Source organism: Pseudoruegeria sp. SHC-113 (genome assembly GCF_025376885.1).
Taxonomy (GTDB): domain Bacteria; phylum Pseudomonadota; class Alphaproteobacteria; order Rhodobacterales; family Rhodobacteraceae; genus Pseudoruegeria.
In genome coordinates this window covers 833,619-850,712 of the sequence record NZ_JAHUBR010000001.1, presented here as the reverse complement: position 1 = coordinate 850,712, position 17,094 = coordinate 833,619, and the positions used below count along the sequence as shown (strand labels likewise).

Annotated in this window: 18 protein-coding genes; 7 read left to right on the top strand and 11 right to left on the bottom strand. The window is 64.5% G+C overall.

Annotation, left to right across the window (positions count from 1 at the left end; genetic code table 11):
* Position 1 precedes the first annotated feature (1 nt).
* The 3 genes from KVX96_RS04260 to KVX96_RS04250 are packed head-to-tail and all read right to left on the bottom strand — an operon-like array spanning position 2 to position 4,884.
* Positions 2–1,294, bottom strand: coding sequence for a M48 family metallopeptidase (locus KVX96_RS04260; protein WP_261193026.1), 1,293 nt, complete (start codon positions 1,292–1,294; stop codon positions 2–4).
* On the bottom strand, positions 1,294–2,532 hold the full coding sequence (locus tag KVX96_RS04255; RefSeq protein WP_261193025.1) for a YjgN family protein: 1,239 nt from the start codon (positions 2,530–2,532) through the stop codon (positions 1,294–1,296). The genes KVX96_RS04260 and KVX96_RS04255 overlap by 1 nt, the downstream gene beginning before the upstream one ends.
* Before the next feature lie 3 nt (positions 2,533–2,535).
* Positions 2,536–4,884 (bottom strand): DNA topoisomerase IV subunit A, encoded by a 2,349-nt coding sequence (locus KVX96_RS04250; RefSeq protein ID WP_261193024.1) that lies wholly within the window; start codon positions 4,882–4,884, stop codon positions 2,536–2,538.
* Positions 4,885–5,088: 204 nt separating this feature from the next.
* Here KVX96_RS04250 and KVX96_RS04245 point away from each other — a divergent pair, with 204 nt between their 5' ends.
* The 6 genes from KVX96_RS04245 (at position 5,089) to KVX96_RS04220 (ending at position 9,395) form a co-directional block, all read left to right on the top strand.
* Positions 5,089–5,649: an SH3 domain-containing protein gene (locus tag KVX96_RS04245; RefSeq protein ID WP_261193023.1), complete on the top strand. Its 561-nt coding sequence runs from the start codon at positions 5,089–5,091 to the stop codon at positions 5,647–5,649.
* Between the two features lie 93 nt (positions 5,650–5,742).
* Positions 5,743–6,576 carry an SDR family oxidoreductase gene (locus tag KVX96_RS04240; protein WP_261193022.1) on the top strand — a complete coding sequence of 278 codons (834 nt, stop codon included), beginning with the start codon at positions 5,743–5,745 and terminating at the stop codon, positions 6,574–6,576.
* Positions 6,577–6,660: 84 nt separating this feature from the next.
* Positions 6,661–6,867 carry a twin transmembrane helix small protein gene (locus KVX96_RS04235; protein WP_261193021.1) on the top strand — a complete coding sequence of 69 codons (207 nt, stop codon included), beginning with the start codon at positions 6,661–6,663 and terminating at the stop codon, positions 6,865–6,867.
* Between the two features lies 1 nt (position 6,868).
* Positions 6,869–7,441 carry a cob(I)yrinic acid a,c-diamide adenosyltransferase gene (locus KVX96_RS04230; protein WP_261193020.1) on the top strand — a complete coding sequence of 191 codons (573 nt, stop codon included), beginning with the start codon at positions 6,869–6,871 and terminating at the stop codon, positions 7,439–7,441.
* Between the two features lie 266 nt (positions 7,442–7,707).
* A complete protein-coding gene (locus tag KVX96_RS04225) occupies positions 7,708–8,466 on the top strand; it encodes an electron transfer flavoprotein subunit beta/FixA family protein (RefSeq protein WP_261193019.1) in 759 nt (252 codons plus the stop codon).
* Positions 8,466–9,395: an electron transfer flavoprotein subunit alpha/FixB family protein gene (locus KVX96_RS04220; RefSeq protein WP_261193018.1), complete on the top strand. Its 930-nt coding sequence runs from the start codon at positions 8,466–8,468 to the stop codon at positions 9,393–9,395. The genes KVX96_RS04225 and KVX96_RS04220 overlap by 1 nt, the downstream gene beginning before the upstream one ends.
* Positions 9,396–9,488: 93 nt before the next feature.
* Here the strand turns inward: KVX96_RS04220 and KVX96_RS04215 are convergent, their stop codons facing one another.
* Positions 9,489–10,286 (bottom strand): DUF6473 family protein, encoded by a 798-nt coding sequence (locus KVX96_RS04215; protein WP_261193017.1) that lies wholly within the window; start codon positions 10,284–10,286, stop codon positions 9,489–9,491.
* A 156-nt stretch (positions 10,287–10,442) separates the two neighbouring features.
* On the opposite strand from KVX96_RS04215, the gene KVX96_RS04210 reads away from it, so the two are divergent.
* Positions 10,443–11,318, top strand: coding sequence for a 3-hydroxybutyryl-CoA dehydrogenase (locus KVX96_RS04210; RefSeq protein WP_261193015.1), 876 nt, complete (start codon positions 10,443–10,445; stop codon positions 11,316–11,318).
* Positions 11,319–11,327: 9 nt separating this feature from the next.
* On the opposite strand, the gene KVX96_RS04205 is transcribed toward KVX96_RS04210, so the two are convergent.
* From KVX96_RS04205 to KVX96_RS04175, 7 genes are read right to left on the bottom strand one after another with little or no spacing between them, the layout of a single operon-like run.
* Positions 11,328–12,257: a lysophospholipid acyltransferase family protein gene (locus KVX96_RS04205; RefSeq protein WP_261193013.1), complete on the bottom strand. Its 930-nt coding sequence runs from the start codon at positions 12,255–12,257 to the stop codon at positions 11,328–11,330.
* Between the two features lie 30 nt (positions 12,258–12,287).
* A complete protein-coding gene (locus tag KVX96_RS04200; protein WP_261193012.1) occupies positions 12,288–12,560 on the bottom strand; it encodes an HPr family phosphocarrier protein in 273 nt (90 codons plus the stop codon).
* An 8-nt stretch (positions 12,561–12,568) separates the two neighbouring features.
* Positions 12,569–12,961, bottom strand: a complete 393-nt coding sequence (locus tag KVX96_RS04195; RefSeq protein WP_261193010.1) for a PTS sugar transporter subunit IIA — start codon at positions 12,959–12,961, stop codon at positions 12,569–12,571.
* Positions 12,962–12,970: 9 nt separating this feature from the next.
* Positions 12,971–13,867 carry an RNase adapter RapZ gene (rapZ, locus tag KVX96_RS04190; protein WP_261193009.1) on the bottom strand — a complete coding sequence of 299 codons (897 nt, stop codon included), beginning with the start codon at positions 13,865–13,867 and terminating at the stop codon, positions 12,971–12,973.
* A complete protein-coding gene (locus KVX96_RS04185) occupies positions 13,864–14,358 on the bottom strand; it encodes an HPr kinase/phosphorylase (RefSeq protein ID WP_261193008.1) in 495 nt (164 codons plus the stop codon). Before KVX96_RS04185 ends, rapZ begins: the two co-directional genes overlap by 4 nt.
* An 11-nt stretch (positions 14,359–14,369) precedes the next feature.
* The gene (locus tag KVX96_RS04180) at positions 14,370–16,091 is read right to left on the bottom strand and encodes a sensor histidine kinase (RefSeq protein WP_261193007.1); all 1,722 of its coding nucleotides are present in this window, start codon (positions 16,089–16,091) and stop codon (positions 14,370–14,372) included.
* Entirely contained in the window at positions 16,088–16,792 is a 705-nt protein-coding gene (locus tag KVX96_RS04175; RefSeq protein ID WP_261193006.1) for a response regulator transcription factor, read from the bottom strand. The genes KVX96_RS04180 and KVX96_RS04175 overlap by 4 nt, the downstream gene beginning before the upstream one ends.
* Positions 16,793–17,094 lie beyond the last annotated feature (302 nt).

The window sequence follows — 17,094 nt, the reverse complement described above, 5'->3', positions numbered from 1 at the left end:
CTCAGTATTTCTGATCTGCTTCGGAGGGGCCGCAGATCCCCTGCAGCGCCTGCCATTGCGCCGCATCCAGCGAGGGCGTGGCGTCGCTGCCTCCTGCCCCGGCCGCGCGTACGGCGGCGATGCGCTCGCTCGTCTGCGGATGGCTCAGGAAATAGCGCAAAAGGCCAGCGGTTTCGGCCGCCTCTTCGCTGGCGCTGTCCCCCGTGACAGCCTGCTCTTCGGCCTGCAGGCGCTCAAACATCCGCGCCATCTGCTCGGCATCGAGCCCGGCAGCCTCCATGAGCCCCAGCCCGAAGCCATCAGCCGCGCGTTCGGCCTCTTGTGAATAGTTGGCCGAGATCAGCTGTTCCGCCAGCAGCAGCACCACCGCCCCGCCAGCGAAATCGCCAAACAGCAGCCCCAGCACGCCGATGGAGCCCGCCGAGCGCAGCGCGTGGCGCGCCGGATCGCGGGAGACGACATGGCCGATCTCATGGGCCATCACGGCGGCGATTTCGTCGGGGTGGTCGGCGGCATCGATCATGCCCCGGAAAAACACGACGTAGCCCCCCGGCAGAGCAAAGGCGTTGACCATCGGGTCATCCAGCACATGCAGGCTCAGGGGCTGGGCCAGCTCAAGCCCGTCCGTGAGGCGCGCAGCCATCGCGGCAAGGGCAGCATCGCCCTCAGGGCTTTCGCAGAAGGCGACCGGCGCGAGCGGGTCATCGCTCAGCGCGTCGCGGATCTGCTCCAGCGTGGCCGCGCCCAGAGCTCTTTCACCATCGGGCGGCAGCAGCGTGGCCAGTTGATTGGCCATGTTGGGCACCAGCACGAAGAGGATCAGCGCTACGGAGGCCACCGCCCCCAGCGCCCAGAGCGCGATGCGCCCGCGCTTTACCGTGCGCTCAGGCCGCTCCGGCGCAGGGCAGCGCACCAGCAGGCGCTGCATCACCTCCGCATCGTCGATATAGAGCCGTTCGAGCCGGTCCGCGCCCAGATGCTTGAGGGTCAGCAGCGCCGGATCGGCCTGATCGCGCAGACGGCGGATCTCAGCCAGCGGCCAGCGGGCAATCTCGGACCCCGGTTCGGGGCGCGGTACAGGTTCGGGCTGCGGCTCGGGATCGCCCCCGTCTGGCGTTTCGATCAGCACCGGCACCTCCGGCAGCGCGCTCGCGCGGATCTGCAGGACCCCCGGCGCGGCCTCATCGTCGATCAGGATTTCGACCGGCATCACAAGTGCGCGCTCGGCGTCCACGTAGCGGGCCGTACCAGTGAAAGGCTCAGGGGCCGCGCCCACATGAATCCGCACCCCCATCAGAAAGCCGCCCCGACATCGAGCGCATCGGCAAAGCCTTCGGCCTCCGCGAAGGGATCGCGCGCGCGCTGGGTGATGGCCTCAAGGGCGTCTGGATTGGTGAGGGTGAGCGTTTCGGCATAGTGACGGGCCAGAGGCAGCGTCAGGAAGATATGGCGCAGCACGCCGTAGAGGGTGAAGACCGCGAAATAGAGCGGGATCAGCGCCGCGAAGACCACCCAATCGGGCAGCGCCTGCGGTTCTGGTGCGTCCGGGGCTTCGGCGGTTTCCGGTTCTGCCTCGCCGGGCTCGATGCCCATCTCTTCCATCAGTTCCACGTCAAATCCGCCCGGATGCACGGCGAATGTGATCGCCACGGCGCCCAGCGTGGCGAGCCCGCCCACCACAAGCCCGATGCCCAGCCAGCCGCGCAGGGTGATCCAGGCGACGCGGCCCAGGCGGGGGGCCGCCTCAAAGCCAACACCCCCAAGGCGCTTGTGGTTCGTCAGGTAGCGGAAGGTCTCGACCCGGTAGGCGATCAGGCCCAGCAGCAGCCACGGCAGCGAAAGGCACAGACCCCAGAGTGCCCCCGGCTCGCCGCCATTGAGGCCGACGATCAGGAACAGCAGGCTTGCGAAAACGCCGATCAGCACGTGCAGCATCGCCGCGCCATACATCTTGCGCCAGCTGCCGCCCTGCTCCAGCGCGGCGGAGCCGTAGCGGGTGCGGTCGGCGCGGTATTTCTCCAGCCAGAAGGTCTGGCGCGGCAGCAGCAGTCCGAGGCTCAGCAGCGTCACCATCCAATGGGCGATGCAGCGCCAGGCATACCCCCAAGCGCCGGGCACCATGCCAAAGCGCAGGCCACGCCAGCGGGTGCGCGCAAGGATATACCGCCGCGCGCGGTAGCTGGCGTAGAAGATCACCGGCAAGACGCCCGCGAAGGAGATCGCGTAAGCCGCCATCGCCGAATTCAGCAGCGAGAAGGAGGCAAACATCAGCACGAGGTTCACCACGCCGAGGTAGAAGGCCATCACCACAACAGCCACGAGGAAGCCCAGCAGCTTCTCCAGCGGCTCGCCCGCATATTCCAGCGGTACGCCGCCGGGGCGCACGGAGGACCAGTAGTACCGCCGCAGCCGCGTTTTCATCCAGAAACGATAGATGCCGAGGGTCAGGACGGTGAGCAGCGCGGTGCGCAGCGCGAGCCAGAAGAGAGCGCGGCGCTGCCCGGCAAATTCCGTATGCAGCGCCGACCCCATCGATCAGGTGAACTTGTTGTCGCGCGGGAAGCCGTGGGGCACCGTCTTGCCGACGCTGGCGCGCTTTCCGAGCCAGTTCGTCATGTCCGGCTCAGTGCGGTTGCCCCCGCCCTGCCGCGTCCAGCTCAGGCCGTCTGCGAAGGTGAAGGTCGTCACGTCCGACAAGCCGCCGTCCAGTTCCAGCACGCCCTGTTTGCCACGGGCCATGTTGTATTTCTGCAGACGCACGCCCTTGCCCCGGCCCATTTCGGGCAGTTCCGAGACGGGGAAGACCAAGAGGCGGCGGTTCTGGCTGACAATCGCCACGTGATCGCCCACCACCGGCTTGCAGATCACAGCGCGATCCTCGCCTTTTACGTTCAGCACCTGCTTGCCAGAGCGCGTCTGCGCGACAACGTCCTTCTGCGCCACGATGAAGCCGTCACCGGCCGAGGAGGCCACGATCAGCTTCTCTTCGGGCTTGAGCACCAGTAGATCGACGATCTCTGTCTCGTTGGGCAGATCCACCATCAGCCGCAGCGGCTCGCCCATGCCCCGCCCGCCGGGCAGGTTGGCCGCCGAGAGCGTGTAGAAGCGCCCGTTGTTGCCAAAGACGAGAATGCGATCGGTGGTTTCGGCGTGGAGCACGAAACGCCCCTCGTCGCCGTCGCGGAACTTGAGCTGCTGGTCGGGGCCGATATGGCCCTTCATGGCGCGGATCCAGCCCATCTTGGAGCAGACCACGGTGATCGGCTCGCGCTCGATCATGGCTTCCAGCGGCACGTCTTCCACCTCGGCGGCCTCGGCAAAGAGCGTGCGGCGCTTGCCGCCTTCGTAATCCTTGCCGAACTGCTGCTTGGTTTCGCGCAGCTGCTCGGAGATGCGCTGCCACTGCAGATCTTCGCTGCCCAGCAGTTCCAACAGGCCCGCGCGCTCCTCGCGCAGGCCATCGCGCTCGCGCACCAGCTCGATTTCCTCAAGGCGGCGCAGGGAGCGCAGGCGCATGTTCAGGATCGCCTCGACCTGCACCTCGGTGAGCCGGGTGCCGCCCTTGGCCTTGATGTCCAGCGGCGAGACGTAATCGGATTCATAGGCCACCCGCCCGCGCGGCTCTTCCCAGTTCTCCGCCATCAGCGCGGCCTTGGGGTCGTCGTCGTAGCGGATGATGTCGATCACGCGGTCCAGATTGAGGAAGGCGATGATCAAGCCGTCGAGCACTTCGAGCCGGTGGTCGATCTTGCCCAGCCGGTGGCGGCTGCGCCGCTCCAGCACGTCGCGGCGGTGATCGAGGAAGGCGCGCAGCACCTCTTTCAGCGAACAGACCTTCGGCGTGCGCCCGTCGATCAGCACGTTCATGTTCAGGCTGAAGCGCACCTCCAGATCGGAGTTGCGGAACAGCGTGTTCATCAGAACCTCGGGATCGACGTTCTTGCTCTTGGGCTCAAGGATCAGCCGGATATCGTCGGCGCTTTCATCGCGCACATCGGCGAGGATCGGGATCTTCTTCGTCTGGATCAGCTCGGCGATCTTCTCGATCAGCTTGGATTTCTGAACCTGATAAGGGATCTCGGTCACGACAACCTGCCACTGGCCGCGGCCCAGATCCTCGGTTGTCCATCGGCAGCGCAGCCGGAAAGAGCCGCGCCCGGTGCGATAGGCCTGCGCCACGCTCTCGGGCGGTTCGACGCAAACGCCGCCGGTGGGGAAGTCGGGGCCCTTCACATAGTTCAGAAGCGTATCGTCACGCACGTCCGGCACTTTGATCATGTGCAGGCAGGCATCCACCAGTTCGGGGATGTTGTGCGGCGGGATGTTCGTGGCCATGCCCACGGCGATGCCGCTGGCGCCATTGGCCAGAAGGTTGGGGAAGCTCGCCGGCAGCACTTCCGGCTCCGAGAGCGTGCCGTCGTAGTTTTCACGGAAATCGACGGCGTCCTCGTTGAGCCCTTCCAGCAGCGCCTCGGCGGCCACCGTCATGCGGGCCTCGGTGTAACGCGAGGCGGCCGGGTTGTCGCCGTCGATGTTGCCGAAGTTGCCCTGGCCATCGACCAGCGGGTAGCGCACGGCGAAATCCTGCGCCAAACGTGCCATCGCATCGTAAATCGCGGCGTCACCGTGCGGGTGATAGTTGCCCATCACGTCGCCTGAAATCTTCGCGGATTTGCGGAAGCCCCCGGTAGAGGAGAGCCGCAGTTCGCGCATCGCGAAGAGAATCCGGCGGTGCACCGGCTTCAGACCATCCCTCGCATCGGGCAACGCCCGGTGCATGATGGTGGACAGCGCGTATGTCAGATAGCGCTCGCCAATGGCGCGGCGCAGCGGCTCGGCGATCTCGTTGGGCACGATGTTGTTGTCTTCTGTCTGCTCGCTCATAGATGATGTGATACCCCCCAAGGCATGACAGGTAAAGCGGCATCGCCGCACCGGCTGATAACGTGGGAAGATTCCCGGCTTCTTCCCCGTGAAACGCCGCCTCAAGCAAGAAATAAAGGCGTTAAGAGTCCCCGACTCAGCACATTCGTGTTAACCTGTCGGGGTTGTGTGAGGAGGGCTGCCACCCTCCGGGGGAAGAGTATTATGGTACGTTTGATTGTGATTTTGAGCCTGTGCCTGTTTGGCGCAATGTATTTTATCCCGGCGGGCGACGGGGCCTCCGAGGCCGCCGAAGTGGCGCAGGCCGAGGGCTTGCCGAGCGAGATCAAAGTGGCCTCGCTCGACGCCGAACCCCCCGTTTTTCTGGCCCCCGCGCCCGAGGCCGAAGCCCCGAACGTGGAAGCCGCCGCCGCTAAGGCCTTTCCGCCGGCCAAACGCGTCGCCAAGATGACCTCCGCGCCCATCGCACCTGAGATGCTGGCCATCGGCAAGAGCGATGCCCCGGCGGGCTATGTCTCCAAAACTGCGGCGAAGAAGATCGCTCAGGTGCAGGCCTCCGGCGATGACGTCTGGTACGTGACGGGAAGCCGCGTGAACATGCGCTCCGGCCCCTCCACCGCTAATGGCGTGCTTGCATCGCTCACGCGCGGCAGCGCCGCCGAGATGATCGCGCTTGAGGCCAATGGCTGGGCGCGTATCCGGGATCTCACCACTGGACAGACGGGCTATATGTCCGCGAAGTTCCTCTCCCGCAGCGCCCCCTAACGCTGCGCGATCCCCGGATTTTTCCGGTTCCTCCCCCGCCCACCCTTGCCTAAGGTTGCCGCAAATCAAAGCGACAACTGGCAAGGGTGAGGCATGAGCAAGGAAAAGTCGGTCCTGATCACGGGCTGCTCCTCGGGCATCGGATATGACGCGGCCCACGGGCTGGCCAAACGCGGCTGGCGCGTGTTCGCGACCTGCCGCAAGGAAGAAGATTGCGCCCGCCTGCGCGGCGAAGGGCTGGAAAGCTTCGTGCTGGATTACACTGATGAGGCCTCCATCGCCGCCGCCGTGGCCGAAAGCCTGAGCCGCACCGGCGGCACGCTCGATGCGGTGTTCAACAACGGCGCCTACGCCGTGCCCGGCGCGGTGGAGGATCTGCCCACCGATGCCCTGCGCGCCATCTACGAGACCAACCTTTTCGGCTACCACGAGCTGACTCGCCGCCTGATCCCGGTGATGCGCGCGCAGGGGCATGGGCGGATCGTCAACTGCTCTTCCATCCTCGGCTTCGTCACCGCCCCCTTCCGCGGCGCTTATGTCTCCAGCAAATACGCGCTCGAAGGGCTTTCAGACACGCTGCGCATCGAAATGCAGGGCACCGGCATCGAGGTCATCCTAATCGAGCCCGGCCCGATCACCTCGAAGATCCGGCAAAACGCCATCCCCCATTTCGAGCGCTGGATCGACTGGGAGGCCTCACCCCGCGCCGAACAGTACCGGCGCAAGCTGATGAAGCGGCTGTATGAGGATCGCGGACCGGACAAGTTCGAACTGCCCGCCGAGGCTGTCACGCAGAAGCTGATCCACGCGCTGGAATCCAAGCGCCCGCGCCCGCGCTACTACGTGACAACGCCCACCTACATCATGGGCGCGCTGCGGCGGATCCTGTCGACGCGCGCCTTGGACAAATTGCTGGTGAAAGGCTAGCGAAGCCCCTGCGTCGCAAATTCATATTCGCTTTCGCGCGCGCGGCGGCTACATCACGTGCAACAGCAAACAAACGGAGCCCCCATGCTTTCGGATCCGCTTTTCCTCGTCGTTGCCGGCGCAACCCTGCTGGTTCTCGTGATCCTGATGATCGGGATCGGCGGCTTTGCCCGCGGCGGCGATTTCAACCGCAAACACGCCAACCGGATCATGCGCTACCGGATCATCGCACAGGCGGTGGCCGTGGCCCTGATCCTTGTTTTCGTTTTCCTGCGCCAATCCGGGGGCTGATATGGTCGTTCTCAGCAAGATCTACACCAAGACCGGCGACGCTGGCGAAACCGCGCTCGGCAATGGCGCGCGCGTGGCCAAACACTCGGCTCGCGTGAACGCCTACGGCACCGTGGACGAGGCCAACGCCACCTTCGGCCTGGCTCGGCTCCATGCGGAGGGCGAGATGGACGCGCAACTGGCCGCGATCCAGAACGACCTTTTCGATCTGGGCGCGGACCTCTGCCGCCCCGACATGGAAAAGGACGCCGAGGCCGAATACCCGCCGCTGCGCATGAGCGATGGGCAGGTCGCCCGGCTGGAGCGCGAGATCGACGCGATGAACGCCGCCCTTGAGCCGCTGCGCTCCTTCGTGCTGCCCGGCGGCAGCGCGCTGGCCGCGCATCTGCATCTCTGCCGCACCGTCACCCGCCGCGCCGAGCGGCTTTCGGTGGAACTGGCGACGATGGAACTGATCAACCCGGCCGCCGTGAAATACCTCAACCGCCTGAGCGACTGGTGCTTCGTGGCCTCGCGCATTGCCAATGACGATGGCCGCGCGGATGTGCTCTGGGTGCCCGGCGCGAACCGCTAGCGCAAACAGTTTAACGCCTGACGCGGCGGGCTGATTTTTCTCCCGCCGCCGATTCCCTTTGAGCCCTTCGCGGCAACCGCCTGCAATCAGGCCGCTTTTGCCCGCCAAATACCTCCCCTTACGTCAATCGGAAACAAAACGCGGCGTCGCCGGGCGCTTTCCTGTCGATTTTGCTCTGTTTTCTCCGAACGCGCCACGCTACTTAATCCCTCGAGAGCTTGAGGCCCCGCGCTGAGCGGGGAGAGGTTTTTAAGGAGAAAAACGCGATGAAGGTATTGGTGCCTGTCAAACGCGTGATCGATTACAACGTGAAGGTTCGCGTCAAAGCGGACGGCACGGGTGTTGATCTCGCCAACGTCAAAATGTCGATGAACCCCTTTGACGAGATTGCCGTCGAAGAGGCGATCCGCCTGAAGGAAAAGGGCAAGGCCGACGAGATCGTCGTCGTCTCCATCGGCGTGAAGCAGGCTCAGGAAACCCTGCGCACCGCGCTGGCCATGGGCGCCGATCGCGCCATCCTCGTGGTGGCTGCCGATGACGTCCACCAGGACATCGAGCCCCTGGCCGTTGCCAAGATCCTCGCCAAAGTCGTGGAAGAAGAGCAGCCCGGCCTCGTGATCGCCGGCAAGCAGGCAATCGACAACGACATGAACGCCACCGGCCAGATGCTGTCCGCCCTGCTCGGCTGGTCCCAGGCGACCTTTGCCTCCGAACTGGACGTGGACGGCGACACCGCCAAGGTCACCCGCGAAGTGGACGGCGGCCTGCAGACGATCAGCGTGAAGATGCCCGCCATCGTCACCGCCGACCTGCGCCTGAACGAACCGCGCTACGCCTCACTGCCCAACATCATGAAGGCGAAGAAGAAGCCGCTGGACGAGAAAACCGCCGCCGACTTTGGCGTCGACGTCACGCCGCGCCTCACCGTCGTCTCCACGAAAGAGCCCGAAGCCCGTGCCGCCGGCATCGTGGTGGGCTCCGTGGACGAGCTGGTTGCGAAACTCAAAGAAGCGGGGGCTGTGTAATGGCTGTTCTTCTCCTTGCCGAAGTGAACAATGGCGAACTGAGCTTTGATGCCACCGCCAAGGCTGTGACGGCCGCGAAAGCGCTGGGCGACGTGACGGTTCTGGCCGCAGGCGCTTCTGCCTCCGCCGCCGGTGACGCCGCCGCCAAGATCGACGGCGTGTCCAAGGTGCTTGTTGCCGAGGATGCCGCGCTGGGCCACCGCCTTGCCGAGAACACCGCCGCGCTGATCGTCTCGCTGGCCGATGGCTTTGATCATATCGTCGCCCCGGCCACCACCGACGCCAAGAACGTGATGCCCCGCGTGGCAGCCCTTCTGGACGCGATGGTGATCTCCGACGTGACGGCGGTTGTGGATGCCGACACGTTCGAGCGCCCGATCTACGCGGGCAACGCGATCCAGACCGTGAAGTCGAGCGATGCGAAGAAGGTCATCACCTTCCGCACCTCCACGTTTGATGCCGCTGGCGAAGGCGGCTCCGCTGCCGTGGAAGCCATCGGCGGCGCCTCCGACACCGGGCTTGCATCCTGGGTCGAGGACAAGGTGGCCGCAAGCGACCGCCCCGAGCTGACGAGCGCAGGCATCGTCGTGTCCGGCGGCCGTGGTGTTGGCTCTGAGGACGACTTCAAGATCATCGAAGCGCTGGCCGACAAGCTCGGTGCCGCCGTTGGCGCCTCCCGCGCCGCCGTGGATTCGGGCTACGCTCCGAACGACTGGCAAGTGGGCCAGACCGGCAAAGTGGTTGCGCCCGAGCTCTACATTGCCTGCGGCATTTCCGGTGCGATCCAGCACCTCGCCGGCATGAAGGACTCCAAGATCATCGTCGCCATCAACAAGGACGAAGAAGCGCCGATCTTCCAGGTCGCCGATTTCGGCCTCGTGGCCGACCTGTTCCAGGCCGTGCCAGAGCTGACAGAAAAGCTGGGCTGATCAAGCCCGCTCAGGCCCCGGCCTGCGTGAGAATTGCCAAAGGCCCGCCCATGTGGCGGGCCTTATTCATGGGGCCGCGTTCCTTGAGCAGCGCTACACGTCGTCAAACAGTGTTTCCAGGGTGAACTGCAGGCGCGTGGCGATCAGATCATGGGCGAAAGCTCCGGGGATCACGGAATAGGGCGTGGCCTTTGGCTCCGGCAGGATGCATTCCAGCAGTTGCGCGCCGGTTTGCAGGCTCAGCGCCGTCAGCATCTGCGGCGTGACACCCGCCGCCATGATCCCGCCGCGCGGGCCTGCCGGATCCTCGGCCCGCAGGGTCAGCAGAAGCACCTCCGGCCCGGCGATCCCGATCAGCTCCGCCATCCGCGCCGCCCATTGCAGGCGCAGCTCTGCCTCGACACGCTCATAGGCGGCAGCATTTTCATGCTGCAGCACCCGTGTGAGATGGCCGACGAAATTGATCCCGGTGAAATCGGTGCGCGGGTACAGGGCAATGAGGGGCGGCAGCGCCGCGACGAAGCGATCATTGCGCTTGCGGTGCACATGGTAGAAGCGATTGTTGAGCCCATGAAGCCCCGGTGTCTCCACGACGGTGATCCGCGCCGCCCGCGCAGCCTCCAGCCCGACGGTAAGCGCCAGAAGGGCATCCACGCCCGCATTGGGAAGCCCGAAACGGGCCACCGGGCGCTCAAGAAGTGCCCCCACCTGCTGCGCGAAAGGATGCGCCACGCCGTGCCCGGCTGTCAGCGTCCCGCCCAGAAACACCACGTGTGCTTCGGGATGCGGCGCGACGGCTTGCGCTTCAAGGATTTGCCCCTTGAGCCAAAGCGACGCGCCCCCCAGGCCCTCGCCTTGGGTCAACTGTGGCTCGGAGTGCTTTCCCACCATTGCACCCTCCCGTCTTCAAATGGCCCCCACAGGCTCGCAGAGTACCTTTACCAAAGCCTTAACAATTGCCGCAGCTGCACGGTTTCCGCCCGCGAGCCCTTGCGATTTCCCGGCGCAAGCGATTAGTGTCACGGGGATTTTCAGCGAGGCAGAGCCATGGGTATCAAGACGGTCGGAATCGTTGGCGCAGGCCAGATGGGCAACGGGATTGCCCATGTTTTCGCGCTCGCGGGCTATGACGTGAAGCTCAACGACATCTCGCAGGACGGGCTGGACAAGGCCATGGCCCTGATCCGCCGCAACATGGACCGGCAGGTCTCCAAAGAGACGATCACCCGCGACGACATGGAAACCGCCATCGCCCGGATCAGCACCACGCTGGCGCTGCCGGATCTCGGCCAGACGGACCTCGTGATCGAGGCCGCCACCGAGCGCGAGACGATCAAGCAAGCGATTTTCGAGGATCTGCTCCCGCATCTGAAGCCCGAAACGATCCTGACGTCCAACACCTCGTCCATCTCCATCACCCGGCTGGCCTCGCGCACCGACAGGCCCGAGAAATTCATGGGGTTCCACTTCATGAACCCGGTACCGATCATGCAGCTGGTGGAGTTGATCCGCGGCATTGCCACCGACGAGCCGACCTACAACGCCTGCCTTGAAGTGGTGGAAAACCTCGGGAAGACAGCCGCTTCGGCCGAGGATTTCCCCGCCTTCATCGTGAACCGCATCCTGATGCCGATGATCAACGAGGCGATCTACACGCTCTATGAGGGCGTCGGCAATGTGCGTTCCATCGACACTTCGATGAAGCTGGGCGCGAACCACCCGATGGGGCCGCTGGAGCTGGCCGATTTCATCGGGCTCGACACCTGCCTTGCGATCATGAACGTGCTGCACGAGGGGCTGGCGGACACCAAGTACCGCCCCTGCCCGCTGCTGACGAAATACGTCGAGGCTGGCTGGCTGGGCCGCAAAACCAAGCGCGGCTTTTACGATTACCGCGGCGAGACCCCGGTGCCGACGCGCTGAGGCACGCGTCTATTCCTTGGCAAGCGGACGGATGCTGGCGGCATCCTTCAGGCTTAGCCCACGCGCCTGCGGTTGGGTGCGCAGCGCCAGCGTGCGCGCGCGCAGATAGGCCACGAACTCTGTCGCATTGCCCTCCCAACGGCTGATCTCCTCCGGCGTGATCGGGTAGCCCACCACGGGCGCCTGCGGCCGGTTCAGCGCATGAGCCACCTCATGCAGCAGGAGCCCCTGCCGCAGCGTGGCAGAGATTTGGTTGGCGATCTGATAGGCGCGGGAGTTCTGCCCCGGGAAATAGACCGGCACCACCGTCGCCCCGGAGCGCTTCACCATCTTGGAAGTGAACGGGTTCCATTCCTTCTCGATCACCGGGCCGAACCAGCTGTCGGAGGTGGCCACAACGCCGGAGGGGAACAGCACGATCACACCGCCCTCGGCCAGATGCGCCATTGCCTGGCGGCGCATGTCGAGGCTCTTTTCCTGCGCGCCGTCCTCATGGGGGAAGGGCACCGGGATCATAAACTGCTTCACCTCGTCCACCCCCGTCAGGAGCGAGCGTGTGAGGATCTTGTAATCGGTGCGCACGCGGCCCACGAGCTCGGCCAGCACGATGCCATCCACCAGCCCGTGCGGGTGGTTGGCGACGATGACCACGGGGCCCTCTTTCGGGATGCGCCGGATCTGCTCATCGGGTGTTTGAAGCTCCACCCCCATCAGCCGCAGCGCATGGGACCAGAACCCCTGCCCCTGCTCAACGCCTTCGCGTTCGAACTGGCGGATGCGGCGTAGGATCGGGATCTTGCCCGTGCACCATTCCATGGTGCGGATCACATTGGCCTTGAACGGGTTCGGGAAGGTGTTGGCGTAGGAGAGCTGCCGTTTGTCATACGGCACGTACTCGCCTTCCGCGGGAGCTTTGCCGTGTCCGGTCTCATCCATCATATGCGCCCCGTCCTTGCCGTGCGGCGCGGATCAGAAGGATTCGCCAAACCTGTTTGCCACGAGGGTCTCGAGGGCTTGGGCCAGTTGTGCAGCTTCTGGTCCGCGTGTCTCCACCTCAATAGTGGTTCCCTTTGAGGCTGCCAACATCAAAAGCCCCATGATGGAATCCCCTGATGCGGATATGCCATCGCGCGAGACCTCGGCCTCGGCGTCATGGGCTTCGACAACTTCCACGAGTTTAGCAGAGGCGCGGGCATGTAAGCCCTTCTCGTTAATGATCTTCAGGCTACGGCGTTCTGTCATAATGTCCCTCAGCCCGACGACACGTCGTAACTGTTTATATATTTCCGGCCAGCGGCCTTCGCGGCCTCGACCGCGATCTCCACCGGTTTGCTTCGGCTTTTTGCCAGCTTGATCAGCATCGGCAGATTCGCCCCGTACAGGATCATCCGGTTGGACGGGCTGCAGGCGCGCAAAGAGAGGTTGGAGGGTGAGCCGCCGAACATATCCGTCACCACCACGACACCATCCCCGGTATCCACTGAATCAGCGGCGGCGCAGATTTCATCCTGCTTGAGGCTCCGGTCATCCTCCGCACCGATGGTGATGGCACGCATGCCCGCCTGCCTGCCGACCACATGCTCGACAGCGGACAGGTATTCCCCGGCCAGCCCCCCGTGTGCGACAATCACGATGCCGATCACGTATTCATCCTAGTGTTTGTCGGGCGGGAGTGACGCCCGACGTTCAAGTTCCCGATGTCTTATAGACACCTGCCATCCGGCTTGTGCAAGCGCCGCGGCGAGTTTTTCAGCCATTGTGACCGAACGGTGCTGGCCGCCCGTGCAGCCGAACCCGATCGACAAATGTGCCTTACCCTCTTCGATATAGGCGGGCAGCAGCAGTTCCGAAAGATCGAGCACCTTGGCAAAGAAGGCCGCGAAGCGCGGATCGGACGCGACGTAATCCTGCACCGGCGCATCCTGCCCGTTCTGCGCGCGTAGCTCAGGCTTCCAATAGGGGTTCGCCAGAAAACGGCAATCGAAGATCATATCGATCCCGCGCGGGGTGCCACGCTTGTAGGAAAAGCTTTGAACAGATACGGCCAGACGCTGCCCGCTCTCCGGCGCGAACCAGCGCTCGATCTCGGCGCGCAGCTCGTGCGGGGTCAGCTCGCTTGTGTCGATCAGCACATCGGCCCGCTTGCGCGCGGGCTGCAGCAGATCCATCTCGGCCTCGATCCCGGCGATGGGCGTGTCGGCCGGGGCCAGCGGGTGGCGGCGGCGGGTTTCGGAGAAGCGGCGCAGCAGCACATCGGCCCGGCAATCCAAGAACAGAACCTCGACGGCCACGTCGCTGCGCGCGGTCAGATCGTCGATCAGTGCGGCCATGGCGTTGGCCGAGAAATCCCGGTTGCGCGCGTCGATCCCAAGCGCCAGCGGGCGGCTGGACGCCGCCCCCTCCAGCAGGCGGGGCACCAGCGTCAGCGGCATGTTGTCGATGGCCTCAAAGCCAAGATCTTCCAGCACGCGGATCGCGCTGGACCGCCCCGCCCCGGACGGCCCCGTCACAAAGACAAGTTTCTGGCCGCGCGGGCTTGGATCGCTCATTGGCTTCTCTCCTCGGTCAGCACGCCGCCGGCGCGCAGGGCGAGCATCAGGGCTGCCGGAAAATGTGCGGCATCGACCTTCGGGAGCAAGGGGACGGAATGTCCCAGAAGGGGGATTGCCTGCGGCGCAGGCAGGCGCGCGGGGCTGGGGGCATCCAGATCCACGATCAGGCACAGGCGGGCTTCGGTCACGGCGGGCACCGGCACAAGGCCAAGCCCGCGCGCTTCGATCAGCCCGGAAATCGGCGGCGGGCAGCGCAGGGTGATCCCGGCCTCACCGGCTTCGCCGGACTCAAGCAGGACGCCGTCATCGGCCACCAGCCCCGCCCCCAGTGCCAGAAGCTGCAGAGCGAGGCCGGATTTGCCACTGCCCGACGCCCCGAGGATCAGCAACCCGTTCCCCTCAAGCGCGACGGCAGAGGCATGAACGGGCGCTCCGGAGGAGAGCGCCCGTTTCAGCTTTTCTTCAAGGATTTCCGCGTTCTGCGCCATGGCCGCCCCGCCTAGACAGGCAGGCCCACCACGAAGCGTGCGCCCAGCGGTTCAGACGTCACGTCGGCCTCGGTGGGGCGGATGTTCTCTGCCCAGATCACGCCGTCATGGGCCTCGACGATCTGCTTGGAGATCGCAAGTCCGAGGCCCGAGTTGTTGCCGAACTGGCCGGGGGGGCGTTCGGAATAGAAGCGGTTGAAGATCTTGTGCAGCGCCTGATCGGGAATGCCGGGGCCGGTATCCTCCACGACGATCAGGATGCGGTTCTCGCGCTTGCGCGCCCAGACCCGGATCGCGTCGCCGTCTTCGCAGAAGGAAATCGCATTGGTGATCAGGTTCACAAACACCTGCGCCAGCCGGGCCTCAAGCCCCATCACGATGATCGGCTTGCTCGGCAGATCCGAGATGAACTCGATCCCCTTCGTGCGCGCCTCATTGCCGAGGTATTCGTTGATGTTGCCCAGCATCTTGAGCAGATCGAAGGCCTCTTCCTCCTCGCGGACGAGTTCGGAATCAAGCCGGGAGGCGTTGGAAATGTCGGACACGAGGCGATCAAGGCGGCGCACGTCGTGATCGATCACGTCCAGCAGCTTCTCACGCTGATCGTCCCGCTTCGCGACCCGCAGCGTGCCCACGGCGGAGCGTAGCGAGGCGAGCGGGTTCTTGATTTCATGGGCCACGTCGGCGGCGAACTGCTCGTTGGCGTCGATGCGATCATAAAGCGCCGTCACCATGCCGCGCAGCGCGCCGGACAGGCGGCCTATTTCGTCGGGACGGGCCGTCAGATCCGGGATCCGGATGCGGCTCGGGCTCATCTTGCGGGCGTTACGATCCCGGCCCAGCTCCGCCGCCTCCGCCAGATCCGAAAGCGGATTGGCGATGGTGGAGGCCAGTGCAAGGCTCAACCCGATGGACACCAGAAGCGCCACCACGAACATCTGCAGCACCTGCTCACGATCCTGCCGCACGAGGCGATCGATCTCCCCGGCCGCACTTGTAAGCGCCACGGCACCCACGGGCGATCCGTTCTGCAGGATCGGCGACACAACCGCGAAGCGCTCGCCGCCCTCGCCTTCCTGCGTCACCTGTGCCGGCGCAGCGGATTCCAGCGCCGTGGGCAGCAGATCGCGGGCGATGTCCTCGGCGCTGAGCGGGGTCGCTTCCACCGCGGGGCTGTCCGGCCCCAGAACGCCCGAGATGCTTTCCCAGACAGAATTCAGGAAATCGGTGATCAGGGTGCTGCGTTCCTGCGCGTCACTGCCTCCATCCCGATCCAAGGCACCCATCGCCTGCCCCACAAGGGTGCCGTTCGCGTCGAATACGAATGCCTCGGTGCCCGAGGGCAGCGAAAGCGCGTCCAGCGTGCGCTGCACATCCACGCCGTCGCCCGTCGCAAGGTTTACAGGCACGCTGGCCGGAATCTGCGCCTCGAACACGCTGGCCACCAGCGCTGTTTCGGACACGATGCCCGCGTCGCGCTGCTCCACGAGCGAGCTGCGCACCGGGTTCAGATAGAGCACCCCGGCCACGAGAATGATCAGCGCCAGCAGGTTGAAGGTGATGATCTTGCGCGCCAGGGCAGAGCGGTTGAGCGCGATGAAGCCCCGCCGCGCCCGGCGGGCGGACAGCTCCCCATCGCCGCCGGCGGTCGGATTTTCCCAATCCTCCCCCAGCAGGACATTCGCGCTTCTGCTTTTGCCGTCGCGCACGTCAATCTCCGGTGCGAGTGTCATTCTTCTTCGTTGTAACGATAGCCGATGCCGTAGAGGGTTTCGATGGCGGAGAAATCCTCATCCACCGTGCGCATCTTCTTGCGCAGACGTTTGATGTGGCTGTCGATCGTGCGGTCATCCACGTAGACCTGATCATCATAGGCCACGTCCATCAGCTGATCGCGACTTTTCACGAAGCCGGGGCGCTGCGCCAGCGCCTGCAGCAGCAGGAATTCCGTCACCGTGAGCGAGACGTCCTTGCCCTTCCAGGACACCGAGTGGCGCAGCGGATCCATCGTCAGCGCGCCGCGCTCGATCACCTTGTTTTCTTCGGTGACGGGGCCATCCTCGTTGTTCATCGCCTCCTGACGGCGCAGAAGCGCGCGGATGCGCTCCACCAGCAGCCGCTGCGAGAAGGGCTTCTTCACATAATCATCTGCCCCCATGCGCAGGCCGAGCACCTCGTCGATCTCATCGTCCTTGGAGGTAAGGAAGATCACCGGCATCGAGGTCTTCTGGCGCAGCCGCTGTAGCAGATCCATCCCGTCCATCCGGGGCATCTTGATATCGAGAACGGCCATATCGGGGAGCTTCTTGTTGAAGGCGTCCAGCGCCGTCTGGCCATCGTTGTAGGTCTCCACCTCGAAGCCCTCGGCTTCCAGAGTCATGGAGACCGACGTCAGGATATTCCTGTCGTCATCGACAAGTGCAATTTTCGACATGGGTACTGCCCTTGATATGTTTTTATGCCTGATTTTTGACATACTCTCACGCCTGACAGGGCCAGAATCAACTCCAAACTGCGAATCGCCCCTGATTTGGCCGTCATAGCTGCATAAAAATCGTTAACTCTGGCGAATATGACTCACTTTTCACGCGACGGTTGCGCTAACCGGTGCGACTGATTGCGCTAACCAGGCGATTGCGACCTATTCTTTCTGCAGAGCGGCATGTTATGAAAGAATTGTCCGCACCACACCGGCGCGGCGGCAATGATGGCCCATTGCTTCACACTTCAGGGAAA

Bases quoted from the DNA above. Each gene is read 5' to 3' on its own strand.
- KVX96_RS04260 (WP_261193026.1), bottom strand. From the start codon at position 1,294: ATGGGGGTGCGGATTCATGTGGGCGCGGCCCCTGAGCCTTTCACTGGT.
- KVX96_RS04255 (WP_261193025.1), bottom strand. From the start codon at position 2,532: ATGGGGTCGGCGCTGCATACGGAATTTGCCGGGCAGCGCCGCGCTCTC.
- KVX96_RS04250 (WP_261193024.1), bottom strand. From the start codon at position 4,884: ATGAGCGAGCAGACAGAAGACAACAACATCGTGCCCAACGAGATCGCC.
- KVX96_RS04245 (WP_261193023.1), top strand. From the start codon at position 5,089: ATGGTACGTTTGATTGTGATTTTGAGCCTGTGCCTGTTTGGCGCAATG.
- KVX96_RS04240 (WP_261193022.1), top strand. From the start codon at position 5,743: ATGAGCAAGGAAAAGTCGGTCCTGATCACGGGCTGCTCCTCGGGCATC.
- KVX96_RS04235 (WP_261193021.1), top strand. From the start codon at position 6,661: ATGCTTTCGGATCCGCTTTTCCTCGTCGTTGCCGGCGCAACCCTGCTG.
- KVX96_RS04230 (WP_261193020.1), top strand. From the start codon at position 6,869: ATGGTCGTTCTCAGCAAGATCTACACCAAGACCGGCGACGCTGGCGAA.
- KVX96_RS04225 (WP_261193019.1), top strand. From the start codon at position 7,708: ATGAAGGTATTGGTGCCTGTCAAACGCGTGATCGATTACAACGTGAAG.
- KVX96_RS04220 (WP_261193018.1), top strand. From the start codon at position 8,466: ATGGCTGTTCTTCTCCTTGCCGAAGTGAACAATGGCGAACTGAGCTTT.
- KVX96_RS04215 (WP_261193017.1), bottom strand. From the start codon at position 10,286: ATGGTGGGAAAGCACTCCGAGCCACAGTTGACCCAAGGCGAGGGCCTG.
- KVX96_RS04210 (WP_261193015.1), top strand. From the start codon at position 10,443: ATGGGTATCAAGACGGTCGGAATCGTTGGCGCAGGCCAGATGGGCAAC.
- KVX96_RS04205 (WP_261193013.1), bottom strand. From the start codon at position 12,257: ATGATGGATGAGACCGGACACGGCAAAGCTCCCGCGGAAGGCGAGTAC.
- KVX96_RS04200 (WP_261193012.1), bottom strand. From the start codon at position 12,560: ATGACAGAACGCCGTAGCCTGAAGATCATTAACGAGAAGGGCTTACAT.
- rapZ (WP_261193009.1), bottom strand. From the start codon at position 13,867: ATGAGCGATCCAAGCCCGCGCGGCCAGAAACTTGTCTTTGTGACGGGG.
- KVX96_RS04185 (WP_261193008.1), bottom strand. From the start codon at position 14,358: ATGGCGCAGAACGCGGAAATCCTTGAAGAAAAGCTGAAACGGGCGCTC.
- KVX96_RS04180 (WP_261193007.1), bottom strand. From the start codon at position 16,091: ATGACACTCGCACCGGAGATTGACGTGCGCGACGGCAAAAGCAGAAGC.
- KVX96_RS04175 (WP_261193006.1), bottom strand. From the start codon at position 16,792: ATGTCGAAAATTGCACTTGTCGATGACGACAGGAATATCCTGACGTCG.